This is a genomic window from Iodidimonas gelatinilytica, from assembly GCF_008579125.1.
Taxonomy (GTDB): domain Bacteria; phylum Pseudomonadota; class Alphaproteobacteria; order Sphingomonadales; family Rhodothalassiaceae; genus Iodidimonas; species Iodidimonas muriae.
Genome location: NZ_BKCL01000016.1, coordinates 1 through 12,558, shown reverse-complemented (window position 1 = coordinate 12,558; position 12,558 = coordinate 1). Strand labels below are relative to the sequence as shown.

General features: G+C 62.2%; 6 protein-coding genes, 1 tRNA gene and 1 pseudogene. All 8 read right to left on the bottom strand.

The window, feature by feature from the left end; genetic code table 11:
* Positions 1-75 precede the first annotated feature (75 nt).
* Positions 76-1,023 carry a DUF7146 domain-containing protein gene (locus JCM17844_RS13350; protein WP_150001400.1) on the bottom strand — a complete coding sequence of 316 codons (948 nt, stop codon included), beginning with the start codon at positions 1,021-1,023 and terminating at the stop codon, positions 76-78.
* A 3-nt stretch (positions 1,024-1,026) separates the two neighbouring features.
* Positions 1,027-5,425, bottom strand: a pseudogene (locus JCM17844_RS13345) (strawberry notch-like NTP hydrolase domain-containing protein).
* A 145-nt stretch (positions 5,426-5,570) separates the two neighbouring features.
* Positions 5,571-5,849: a hypothetical protein gene (locus JCM17844_RS13340; protein ID WP_150001399.1), complete on the bottom strand. Its 279-nt coding sequence runs from the start codon at positions 5,847-5,849 to the stop codon at positions 5,571-5,573.
* Positions 5,850-5,863: 14 nt separating this feature from the next.
* Positions 5,864-6,208 (bottom strand): DUF2958 domain-containing protein, encoded by a 345-nt coding sequence (locus JCM17844_RS13335; RefSeq protein ID WP_150001398.1) that lies wholly within the window; start codon positions 6,206-6,208, stop codon positions 5,864-5,866.
* A gap of 162 nt (positions 6,209-6,370) precedes the next feature.
* Positions 6,371-8,248, bottom strand: a complete 1,878-nt coding sequence (locus JCM17844_RS13330) for a ParB/RepB/Spo0J family partition protein (RefSeq protein WP_150001397.1) — start codon at positions 8,246-8,248, stop codon at positions 6,371-6,373.
* 162 nt (positions 8,249-8,410) lie between these two features.
* Positions 8,411-10,228: a UvrD-helicase domain-containing protein gene (locus tag JCM17844_RS13325; protein WP_150001396.1), complete on the bottom strand. Its 1,818-nt coding sequence runs from the start codon at positions 10,226-10,228 to the stop codon at positions 8,411-8,413.
* On the bottom strand, positions 10,215-12,110 hold the full coding sequence (locus tag JCM17844_RS13320; protein ID WP_150001395.1) for an ATP-dependent nuclease: 1,896 nt from the start codon (positions 12,108-12,110) through the stop codon (positions 10,215-10,217). Before JCM17844_RS13320 ends, JCM17844_RS13325 begins: the two co-directional genes overlap by 14 nt.
* A 298-nt stretch (positions 12,111-12,408) precedes the next feature.
* Positions 12,409-12,485, bottom strand: a tRNA-Met gene (locus JCM17844_RS13315).
* Between the last annotated feature and the right edge of the window lie 73 nt (positions 12,486-12,558).

The following is a 12,558-nucleotide window of genomic DNA, read 5'->3' as shown; positions in this document are numbered from 1 at the left end:
CACTCTCTCAATTTGTTGTCAGAAAGCCAGATCGAACATATTCCACGTGCGTTACCGGAAAGACGCCTGTTTGTTTTATCTGCTGCCCTTCGCCGCCATCCAGTCGTCATTGAAATCCCCCAACCTGGGAAACGCAATCTGCGCCGCCACACCCTGCGCCATAGCGTGGGCGCGGAGTTTGGCGGCGACGTTCCGGCCCGCCGGGCCGTTATCAGTTGCGATGGTGAGGCAGCGCACGTTCTGCGGAATGATGAAGGCCGCCATGTGGGCGGCGCTCATGGTGGCGGCCAGATCGCATCCGGCGGCGTATTCAGGATACAGCAGCGCGAACGACAGGGTGGACTCCAGGCCCTCGCCGACGATCAGGTGGCCATCGCCGGAGGATTGGGTCCGACCGCGCAAGCGAACGGCATGGCCGTTCAGCCGCCCCAACGCGCGCCGCTCGATCAGGCCCGCCTCGGTGTCGAAGAAGAAGCGCGTAACGCCGGTGAGGTTGCTGGCATTGTCGCGCGACGCCGCCAACAACGCCGGACGGTGGTTGTGTTCATCGAACCAGGCGCGGGGGTGGAACCGTAAGGAGGCACCCCAATCGGCTTGTTCGATTCCACGGGATTTCAGATAGGCTTCGCCCAAGGTGCCCGCCACCGGACGCGCTTCAGCGAACAAACGGCGGGCGATCTCCGTGCGGTCGGTTGGATATGCTTCGCCAGCCAACGGGGCTGGGCGGTACGCGGCGGGTTGGCCCAGGAACCATTCCGTCTCGGCCATGGCGGAGGCGATATCCGGTAAGCCTTGTGACAGTTGGATCAGGTCCAACAGATCGCCGTGTTCGCCAGTGGCGGCGTCGGTCCATTTGCCGGGCACGCCGGGCGGGGCGAGGCGCACGAACAGGCTTCTGCCTTTGGCGTTGCGGATATCCCCGGCCTGCCAATACCGCCCGGCCCGCCGTCCGTTGGAGAGGTAACGCCGGCACACCGCCTCGGCATTTCGGGCGAGGCGGCGCGAGAGTTCGGAGGCGCGCATGGCTCACCCCGCGACCATCGGGAAACGATCCAGGACCTTGGCCAGGATGTCCGGCCCCTGGGCGCACACGGGGATGAAGGCGCGGCGGCGGTACTGGATGATCTCGGTCATGCAGCCGAGATGGATCAGCGTATCGAACATGCCCGGCCCGCTGCCCACCTCGATCTCGACCCGGTTCTCGCCCATGATCCTGGAGCGGCGCAGACGCAGCCCCTGGACCAGGGCGTAGGACGCGCCGTCTTCGAGAACCGACGTCCATGCGGCCTCGATGGCGAGTTCCGGCGCGTCCAGCTCCAGGGCGGCATAGAACCGGGGCAGATCCTTCTCGCGCAGGACACGGCCCAACAACCGCTGGCCGTCGTCGGCTTGCAGGCGGAAGATGCGTAAGGAGCCGCCCCCAACACCGGTATCCATGCGGTCCCAGATCGGCAGCAACAGGCCCGTCACCAAATAGAAGGTCGAGGTGCGGTACTCGGGCAGGTTCGCCAGTTCCGTTTCCCAGGCGTGTTGGAAGCTTTTGCCCTCAGCCTCCTCCCAGGCCGAGGCGGCCAATTCGGTTTCGGTGAGGGTGTGACTGTCCAGGGGCCGGAGCAGGCGGACGCAGCGTTCCACCGCGCCCGCTTCACTCATGCGCGAGGGGGCCGGTTTGCACAGCGCCGCCCGGTTTGAGCGGACATTGACCAGCAACCGGGTGTTGTCTCCATGTTGTGCGGCGGCGTCTTCGAAGGATAACGGCGTCACCTTGTCGCGCCGCTCGATGGACAAGCACCGGGTTTCCGCCCCGGTCCGCGTGTGGGTGTAGACGTCCCGGCTCTCGGTGACGGTGAAGCTGTCGGCCTGCAAGGTCTCGACGCCGACGTCCAGGCCGCCCGACGCGCGCAAGCCTTCCAGGATTTGCTCCAGCACCGTCTCGAAGGCCTCGAACAGCGCGTTTTGCCGCCCGATGGTCAAGGCCAGCACCCGATTCAGAAACCGGCTCATGGGCGGCAGCTCTTCGCGCACCGACCGTCGCCGTCCAACAGGGACAGGCCGGTTTGATCTTCGAAGGTTTCGAGAGAACACTCCGGCACTTCGCCGCGCACGATCTTCATATAGAGCTGACGCAACGCGGCGCGGGCGTAGGGACTTTCCAGGTTGTCCTCGGCCCTAAACATCCCCTGCCCGCCGGTCTGGCGCTGGCCCTTGGTGATGGCGCCCAGACTGTCCAGCCGCCGGGCGATGGTGGACAGAAACCGCTTCTCGCCCTTCACGTCCGTGGCGACGGGACGAAACAGCGGCGCACAGGCTTGGTTGGTGCGGTTGGACCGTCCCAGCCCCTGGATGGCGTTGTCCGCCCGCCAGCCCGGCTCCAGCAGGTAATGCACCCGGCGGCGGGAATTCTTGACGTCCCGGTCGGCGTGATAGGACCGACCGGTACCCCCGGCATCTGAAAAGATCAAGATGCGCTTTTTATCGTCCATGTAAGCCTGGCTTCCGACAGGTTGCTCGACGCCGGGCGTTTCTCGACCTTGAGCACGCCGTTTTTGCGCACCAGGCGCAGGCTGCGCCCGGTGACCTCGGCCACCGCATCGCTTCCAAAGTGGTGCAGGAGCTGATCGAGCGCGGTGGGCACCGCCGGAAGGCTCGCCAGATGTTCGATCATCTTGTCGCGCCGGGCCTCGGCCTCGCGGTTGATCACCGGATTGCCTTGGGCGTCGAACATGGGCCGCGAACGGGCGTTGCCGTCTTCGTCGGTGTAGATTTCGAACAACTGGGTCGGGAAGGAATGGGCCAGGTAGTCCAGCACGTATTCGCGCGGCGTGATATCGACGGTGAGATCGTTCCATTCGGCGCTCGGAACCTCAGTTAGGCGACGTTCCAGCAAGGCCTCGCCGGTGGAGACCAGTTGCACGATCACGGCGTCGCCGCGCTCCGTATCCGCCGCGATGGCCTTGATCAGCGACGGGCACTTCATCGCGGTGAGCATGTGGTTGAAGAACCGCTGCTTGGAGCCTTCGAACGCCGACAGCGCGGCGGACTTGGCGTTCTTGTTCAGCGTCCCCTCGTCCGAGGTGATGTTCAGCGCATCCAAGGCGGCATGCAGGTTCTGGTGGATGACGTGATAGGCCTCGGCGAAGCTGTCGTAGATCTCGATCTGCTCAGGCGTCAGGGCGTGTTCGAGGATGTCCACCTCGACCCCGTCGTAGCTGAGCGAGCGGGCCATGTAGAGCCCCATGGCCTTGAGATCGCGCGAGATCACCTCCATCGCCGCGACGCCGCCCGCCTCCATCGCCTGGACGAAGGCCGCACGGGTGGCGAACGCGGTCTCTTCACCCCACAACCCCAGCCGTTCGGCATAGGCCAAGTTGGACACATGGGTCGCCCCGGTGGCCGAGACGTAGACGACGCGGGCGTTGGGCACGGCGCGTTGCAGGCGCAGCCCGGCTTGGCCTTGGGCGCTGGCGGCCTTAACGCCGCGCTCGCCCTTCTCGCTGGTGGCGTTGGCCAGCGCATGGGATTCATCGAACATCAACGGACCGTCGAAGTCGGGGCCGAGCCATTCGACGATCTGGTCGAGGCGCGACTTTTTTCCTTGCCTTGCACCGGAGCGCAGCGTGCCATAGGTCAGAAACAAAATGCCGTCGGCCAAGTCGATGGACTGGCCCTGCTTGAACTTGGACAACGGCACCACCTGGGCCGGATCGCCGCCGAGCGCTGCCCAATCGCGCCGGGCGTCTTCCAACAGCTTGTCGTTCTTGCTCACCCACACCGCACGGGTCCGGCCCTTCAGGCGGTTGTCCAGGATGATGCCCGCCACCTGACGGCCCTTGCCGCAGCCGGTGCCGTCGCCCAAAAACCAGCCCTGGCGAAAGCGAACCGAGCGTACGGCTCCGCCGTCCCCATCGTCGTCGGCCCCATCGGCTTCAATCTCGCTTTCCCCGGCCAGGTCGTAATGGCGGTTGACCGCCCATTCGCCCGGCAACAGACGCTCATGGGCCTCGCCCGCGTAGACGATGCTTTCCAACTGGGCGTCGGACAAAACGCCCTCGTCCACCAACCGCCTGGGCAGCGTCGGCACGTAGGACGGCTTGGGCGGCGCGACCGAGGCCATGGCCGCCGACTGCACCAGCGGCGTCGGGTGATTGCCCGCCCCTTCGATGGCGACGGACTGCGGCGCATAAGCTTCATAAAGGCATTCGCGCAGTTCGCCATCCGGGGCGGACCAATCCACCGTTTGGTAAGCTAACGGCAAACCTTCGGTGATCGTGACAGGCTCAGGTTTTTTGACTTGAGGCGCAGGCGCGGAGGAGATGACCAAAGCCTTAACCGGAGCGCTTTCGGCGCTATGGCCGTTCACCGGCAATCGGTCAGGAACCTGTCGCAGCACCAGCTTGAGCAAATCCGCCGCAGAACCGACCAGATCGGGCACGTAGGCCGAAAAGTCGCGCGGGTCCTCCGCCGGAAGCCTGTCGATCACCGTCAGACGGGTCTCGAAGCTGGTTCCATGCTTGGCGTAAATACCCCCAGGCAGAGGCGCGGAAAACACCACCCGACCAATGCCCTGGAGCCGCACGAAGGCTTCGCGCCATTTGGGGCTATCGGGCGCGAAGGTGCGCCCGGTGATCGCCGCCAACCGTCCACCCTCGGCCAGACGGTTGAGCGCGGAGAACACATGCCGACCGGCCACCGCCGGGGAGGTTCCGGCCATGGTCGGCGAGGTCGAGAACGGCGGGTTCATGATCACCGCCGAAGGTCGAAAGCCGCGCGGCAACAGATCGTCGATGTACTCGGCGTTGTGGTCGGAAACCGGAGTATCGGGAAACAGAACCTTGAGCACGTTACGACGTCCAGGCTCAAGTTCATTAAGGCGAAGGGCGCGCGCGCCTTCGGCGAACCCCGCCAACAGGCCCGTTCCGGCCGATGGCTCCAACACCACATCTTCCGGCCCGATCTTGAGCGCCTCGGCCAGGACGAAGCCCAACGCCAAAGGCGTCGAGAACTGCTGCCAGCGTTGGGAAACATCCGAGCGCCGGGTGTGCGTCGCCAACAGGGACTGGAGTTTTTCCAGGGTCGCAAGGCGGGCCAGCGGTTCACGCTGGGCTAGAGCATCACGGTATTTGCGCACGAACAGCAGGCTCGCCAGCTCCTGGGCCTCATACGCATCCTTCCACGCCCACAGCCCTTGGGCGTCGCTGCCGTCGAAGATCGCCTCCATCGCGGCGCGCAAGATGGCGGTCGTCACTGCCTCCCCCCGGCACAATACCGCCAGCACATCTTCCGCCACGGCGATCAACCGGGCGGCGCGCTGTTGATATGCGCTCGGTCTTTGAACCTCGGGAGCATGGGAAAACAAATCGCCGTCCAGAACGGACGGCGGCAGGGATGAAACGGACGATGTTTGGGTGGCGGCGTGTACGGGCATGATCGGGAATCTCCTTAAGGTTGGCGCCAAGGGCTCCGCTCGCTCCCGGCTCGTTCCCCCAACCTTTTCCGGCCTCTGACTCTCAAAAGAAAAACCGCCCACGGCGCGAGCCGGGGCGGTTTTGAGATGGACCGTCCGTCTGTCCTCAGGAGGCTTCCGGCAGATCCATGTTGAAATAAAGCGATTTTGTTTTGGCGTCGAACCCGGCGGGTTTGCGGCCTTGCGTGATGCGGATGCCCGCATGGCAAGGCTGGCCGTGGTCGGAGGCGAAGGACCGGGCTTCGGCGACGATCTCGTCCGCGCTTGAGGCCTGAACGCGCTTTCTCGGCAGGTCCTGCCCGAATTCGAACCGGGTGACGAAATACCCCCGCTCCATCGTCGCGGGGTAAAGGGTGACGACAAAGTCACGCAGTTTTTTGCTCATGGTATTGCCCCCGCTCAAGAAAGGTGTTCGACGATGTACCCGGCCCTGGCGGCGGCGGCGACATAAGCGCTCATGGGCGCGCTGGCCTCGAAAAAGAGGTCGCGTTCCAATCCCAACCCGGTCAGGTTGTTGTGGAAGTTCTGCAATTGGGAAAGGGACACCGACCCCAGTTCGGGACAGCCCATCCCCAGGTCCGCCAAGCCGAACGCGATGTCCGGCGCTTCGGGGTCGATTTCCGACAAAAGCCACGTCGCCGAGCCTATGGGATTGAAGATTTTGACCACCGGCGGATGGTCCTGGCCGCGATTGCGGCCGTTGGCCAACAGTTTTTGCTCGATGTCTTTGGTGATAAGTTTCATCGCGTTGCTCCTTGTGAAAATGGAAAGGGCGAAGCGAACTTTTCCGTTCCGCCTCGCCCTGACCTTTCCAGCCTCCACCTCTTCGCGCCGACGTCTCACTCCGCCGCCGGAAGGCGAAACGCCTCCGGCAGATCGTCGGGAGCGGGTTCGCTGGGCGCAGGCTCACCGGCGTCCGGCGTCTCGCCGCGCGGATAGGCCATGCCGTCGGGCAGCCAGCTGGCGGCCACGAAGCTTGTTCCGCCGCAACGCCGGGGGAACGGTTTCCCGCGAAATTCGCTTCGAGCGTCTCTGCCAATACCGCTTTCTTATCGTCCTTATGGTTACGCGCCCAAGTCTCGCCCAGGACCTCCTCGGCAATCGCCAAGGCCCGGTCTTTCTTAAGACGCTTGAAGAAATTCTCCGCCGTCGGCCGCCAGTGCGCGGCGACGTCGACGCCGAGCCTGCGCCCCACCATCTCGTGCAGATTATTGCCGGAAACGTTACCCAGGCCGCCCCGAAGGTCAGCGCCACGCAATGGGCGAACAGGCGGCGCTTGACCTCGGGCGGCAAGGCGCACATCGCTTCGAACCCCTCCTCCGGCGGCAGGTCGAGCCATGCGAGGTCAAAGTCCGGCGGCAATTGGACGCCTTCGGTCCCGAAGCGTTCGGCAAAGCCATGAGGCAGCGTCGTCGTATAGCTGGCATCGAGCGGCTTGCCGGACAGATACCCGACATCCAGCAAGCTGTGGGCCATGGTGAACAGCATCAGATCAAACGCGCAGTCGAAGTCCCGCGCCAGATACGCCTGAGCGATTTGCAAACGGAACGCGCCGAGATCCTCCGCCAGTTTGGCGCTGTAGTCCGACGCGCCAGCCGCCCCATCACCCACGGCGGCCGTTTCGGCAGACCGGTCCTCGGGACGGACCAGCCCCCGGCGGACGGACAGCTCGCCATTGTGGTCGATGGAGACAAACGCCCCGGCCCGCGCCAAGTCTTCGGCGGCGTAGGCGCGCAGGGCGTCTTCGATTTCGCCATAGCGCGCTTCGAGCTCCGCGACCTTTTCTTCATCCTCGGGACTGAGGCCGCCGTCGGCGTCGATGGCCTCATAGATTTCCAATCCCTTTTGCAGCCGTTCAAGCTCGGCGGCTTGTTCAGGCGTCGGCTCTTGGGCTTGCGGGTAGACGGTTTGGCATTTCTGGATCAAATCCCAGGGAAGATCGGCCGCAGCCTGCACCCATTTCCATCCTTCGGCCTGTTTCAGATCGCGGGCGGCGGTGTCCAACTTCGCTTGCGCCAATCGCTCGATCAAGGCGCGATCCTCAAGCCAGACCCCGGCGTCGCCCTCGGCAAACAAATCGCGGGTGATGGCGCCGCCCGCGGCCTGATAGGCCTCAAGCCCAACGAAACGGACCAGTTTGGAGGTCGCCGCGATTTTCTCATCGGTCAACAGGCGTTTAACGTGACTGGCATGGATATAACCGTCTTTGACCTCGTTCCACACCGAGAGCTGCTGGCCGTGATCTTCGGTCACCGCGAAGGCCATCAGCGCCTCAAGGGTGATCTCGTCGTCCCGATAGGCTTCACGAATCTCCGGCGCGACACGGCCGAGGCGTAATCGCTGACGCACCAGTGTTTCCGAATGGCCGAACCGGCTGGCTATTTCGGCAACGCTCTGCCCTTTATCGGCCAAAGCGGCGAAGGCTTCGAACTGGTCGAGGGCGTGCATGGACAGGCGCACCACGTTTTCGGCCAGCGAGACTTCACCCGGATCGCCGTCGTGGATCAGGCAGCGCACCGGGCAATCGGCGGGGATGTGTCCCTCGGCGGCAAGCGCTTGCAGCGCCGCCAAACGCCGACCGCCGGCGAGTACTTCGAAGCGTCCGTCATCGGCGGCGCGCACCACCAAGTTTTCCAACAGGCCGTGCGCCAACAGCGACGCCTTCAGTTCTTCCTGCTCCGCCGCGCTCGGCGGGGTCTTGCGCACGTTCAGCGGGGAAAGGACAAGGTCGTTCAGGGAAACGGCCCGAGAATGTGGATGGGGATGCGATTGCGTTTGGAACATGGTCGGGAACTCCAAAGAGCGGCGGCGAAGGCCTCTCCTTCCCCTATCGACCGCTCACCCGAACCTCTGCCCGCCTCTGACTCTTATAAGAAACGTCAAGGTAGTAACCTTTACGCCTCAAAAAGTTCGAAGGTCGGAAAACCTATCCTCAAACCAGGGATACTATTCCGCCAGCAGTAAAACGCAGGGATCACTTTTTGGTGTAAGAATAGTCGTGTGCCGCTTTCCTCGCGTCACACTTACCCGGAGGTTTTGGCGTGCTTGATCATCAATATTTTCCCGCGAGTTAAATCGCACAATGCGATCTGCATTAAACGGCGGTTGGCCCTTACGCTTAATCGGCCAGCCCTCGAAAATAATGACTTCATCAAATTGCTTGCCCTTGGCCTTATGCATATTCATCACAACCACACCTGTCTCGGGTTTGGCGTTGGACGAAAAATGATCTTGGACAAACGCCTGCCTAATGATTGCCAGCGCGTTGCGATAGGCCCCATTGTCCCGCCAATCTTGAGAAAGCGTTTGACGGAGTTGGGTTCCCCGCTCCAGCACGCGGATATTCCGCACTTCTTGAGCCATCTCCTTCAGTCTCGAACAGACCCCATCCTCCAAAAGGCGTCGCATGGCTCGCCAGTCCTTGTCCGGATCACCTGTCAGTTTGAGTTCTTGCGATTGACCATACACGGCGAGCATGGCGACCAGGATGCTGTTCTTTCGGAGCGCTTTGCCGGTGGCGAGGCCGGTAAGGTATTCCTCAAAGGCCTTCTGGATGTTGGCGGCCTCTTTCAGGGCGCCTTTGGTCGGCGTGTCACCGCCTTTCCCTTGGAAGTAGTTGCGCATCAGCGAGATGAACTGCTCGAAGTGACGGCCATCGGTATCCGGCTGCATGAGCAGAGCGATAACCTCAGCACCGAGGATAGCCGCCTCCAATTCGATAACCGCCGTATGCGGAATTTCGGTCATCCCGCCCGGCGGCGACCGGAAGGCGTCCGATACCAAACGGGTCATCTTCTTCGTCGGCACGAGGATAGCCAGAGACCAGTCCTTTATCCCAGCATTAACAAGCCGCGTTCGCGCCTTGTACGTCGTAGTTACAAGCCCGGAGAACGCCTGATCGGTATTGGGTGGATAAACGTAGATTTGCACACCCACATATGGCTCCTCGCGGAGCTTGCCCTTGAGGATATCATTGCCGAAGGCCCCGATGTCAGTGCCCGCACTGCGATGGTTGTCGGTGCTGAGGTCCACTTCGGCTGGCGCAAACGCGGCCCTGAAGTGGTCGAGGCGCTCCGGATCAGCGCCAATCCAGTCGTAGATGCGCTGTTCAGGGTCGGCCAGCGCAATAAGCGTGGTGAACTCTCCGAGCGCTTGGACGACGCGCCATTGCTCCGCGTTGGTATCCTGAAACTCGTCGAGAATGATGACGGGGTACATCGTGGCCAACAGCTTGCAGATGCGCTCACTGCCATGAAGGATGTCTCCAACATACGGAGCAAAAAGGTCGAAGCATATCCCGCCGCACTCACGGGCCAATCGTAAGCGCTCTACGTCTTCCGCCGTCGCCTTCTTGGCCTTCTCAGCCTCGGTTAGCTTCGACGCGGCGGCATACCCGTTGCGAATATCCGAGAGCGCAATCGCCTCGGTCGGTGGCGTCAAAATATCAATCCGCCGCGGCAGGCCAATCAAATAACCGTGCGCCTTCAGGATACGCCAAAAAAAGGAGTGGTAGGTCTCGACGTCAATCCGCCGCTTCTGCTCCCGGGGAATTTGCTGCTCGTACTCGATAGCCTCGACGACGCGGGAGACGGTCGCCCGGGCGAAGCTGAGAAACAAGACCTTCTGCCCCGGCCGCAAATGCTGCTCGGCAATCTGTGCGGCCTTGAGAATGGAAACCGTGGTCTTGCCGGAGCCCGGCCCTCCCGTGACAAGGAGGTGGCCCTCGGTCGCCATGATCTCAAGCTGCTTCTCAGTTAGCTGCATCCGCACCGGCTCCCGGCTCGATCGGCGCTTCGCCGCCTTCGGCGGCGGCGGGAGCGGGCGTACAGGTGCCCTTGACGGCGATACATGCTTCACGAAGCCAGGCAGGTATCTCGGCTTCGGTGCATTGGGCGAGGAAGTCTGCGATACCCCAGTTGGCCTTCGTCCAGCCGAAGTAGTCCCTGAGTGCGCCGGAGGCCGACGCCTCCACGTCGGGGTACTTGGCCGTGAGGTGCGGCGGCCAGTCGACGAGCTTGGCGAACCGCTTGAGGGCTTCCTCAGTCGTGTTCTTCAGGACGAGGTCTTCAAAGCCCTTCTCCTCATGCATCAACAACAGATCGACCTGGGCCTCGATAAGCGCTTGGTTCTCCGCGTCCTGCTTGTCACAGATGGCGAATACGCGCTTACCCAGTTCACGGTAGAGCTTGGCCATGTCGGGGATGCTGTTCTGGCTGCCGGCGTCGATCGTGCAGATGCCAAGAGCCTCTAGCGAGGAATAGGTATCGGGATTCAGCTCCGATAACCGGCGGCACACCACCGGAAACGCCGCCGCCTCAGTTGCCCCTTCGGCGACGAGGATGCGGCGCGCGAGCAACCCTTCGCAGAAACGGGTGCGGAACTCCTGCCGATAGCGTTTCGGCTTGACGCTATCGGGCAAGGTGATGGCCCGCTTGCCGAGTACGCCCTCCTCATCCCGCCCCAACACGACAGTCTCATCGAGCGCGAATTCTTCCAAAACATAGGGCGAATGCGAGGTGAAAATGGTCTGCGACGCCAACTTGCGGATTTCATGAACGATCCGCTTTTGGGCGTAGGGCGGAATTGCCGTCTCAGGCTCCTCCATCGCGAAGATGACGTTCTGCTTGTCCTCGGCGATTTGGGACAGCATGGCCAGCACAAGCATGTTGATGGTACCCGTGCCCTGTCGATAGAACGGCGCCGCGTGGCTCCCCTCGCCTGTGGCGATGAACGCGGTGATGACCTTCCGCAGGTGTTCTCGGGTGAGGTTGGACACCTTCAGGTGAGGCTCGATCCCCCACTCTTTCGGGACGTACTTCTTCAGCGCGGTGTTGATGCTCTCCAGCACGCCGGAGATGCCAAGCTCAGGGTCGCTGGCGACCGAATAACTGGCGAGCGTGGTGATGGTGTCCTCCCACATCTGTGGCCTGACCTCTTTCAGCCGCAGGATGATGTCCAGCAAGCTGCCCCGTTCCAGGCTCAGGGCGCGGGAGCCGGTACGAAGCGAGCGGAGATAAAGAAAGCCGCACACCTGCTTGTCCTTCTTGGAGAACGGGACGGGGGTGTCGCTCTCCGTGAGGCTTCGGGTGAAGTAGGTCCTGCCCTCGAAGTCGTCCTCCTCCGGGTCGTACCAGCCGTGAAAGGTGACGCGGAGTGCCTCGGTGACATGCGCCGCATCGACGCCTGCCGGATTGGCCTCGTCATAGAAGGTGTCTGTCGCAGCATCCCAAAACTCGGTGTAGTCCCCGAACCTGGCCTTCTGCTCCTCGGTCAGGTCAGCGATGGCCACTTCGATCTCGATGCGCGGCGCGTCTGCGCCATCAGGAGCCGCCGCCGCTTCGGCCGCGTCACCTACACCGGCTGCCTCCGGCTGGGCAGCGTCCGGCTGCGCGTCAGTGCCCTCATTCTCTACCGCTTCACCATCTGCATCAGCGGCCTTGGCAAGGTACTTGCCCTGGAAGAAGTCGTGCTCATCAATAGGGGGCTGGCGGTTCAGACGGTCAGGCCCCAGCACGAGGTCAAGAGCCTCAAGGAGCGTTGTCTTTCCGGTATTATTGTCGCCAATGAGCACTGCGTGCTTTGGAAGCAGTATGGTCGCAGACTTCACCCCGCGAAAGTTCTTGATGTTGAGGCGACATATCTTCACGTCCCGCTTTCCTCTAGTTATGTTGAGATTGCCTTTCTGGTAGCATGATACATGCACACCTCAATCTATAAAAGAACTCGCAGTTTGGCGGTCACAGAGAGCCGGTCACAAGGCCAAATCGGCTGACGCAGTTGAACAGATCACCCCCCGCGAAAGGCTACCCGCTCGATTTTCTCGTTGTCTGAAGATAGCAGAATTTACCGCCCATAAACTTCCGAGAAAATTCCGAACCGGTGTTTCTGGAGTTTCGGCGCAGAATCAAAAAGACCGTAACTCATTGGAGTTACGGTTTTTTTATTGGTTGCGGGGGCAGGATTTGAACCTGCGACCTTCAGGTTATGAGCCTGACGAGCTACCGGACTGCTCCACCCCGCGACAGGGATTTTGTTTTGCGGATTGAGACCGCTTTATCGGCATTTTCACTGGTCTTTTCCAAGATTCTGCGGAG

What these genes read in the sequence shown, in the direction of transcription:
- JCM17844_RS13350 (WP_150001400.1), bottom strand. Translation starts at nt 1,023, where the DNA reads ATGCGCGCCTCCGAACTCTCGCGCCGCCTCGCCCGAAATGCCGAGGCG.
- JCM17844_RS13340 (WP_150001399.1), bottom strand. Translation starts at nt 5,849, where the DNA reads ATGAGCAAAAAACTGCGTGACTTTGTCGTCACCCTTTACCCCGCGACG.
- JCM17844_RS13335 (WP_150001398.1), bottom strand. Translation starts at nt 6,208, where the DNA reads ATGAAACTTATCACCAAAGACATCGAGCAAAAACTGTTGGCCAACGGC.
- JCM17844_RS13330 (WP_150001397.1), bottom strand. Translation starts at nt 8,248, where the DNA reads ATGTTCCAAACGCAATCGCATCCCCATCCACATTCTCGGGCCGTTTCC.
- JCM17844_RS13325 (WP_150001396.1), bottom strand. Translation starts at nt 10,228, where the DNA reads ATGCAGCTAACTGAGAAGCAGCTTGAGATCATGGCGACCGAGGGCCAC.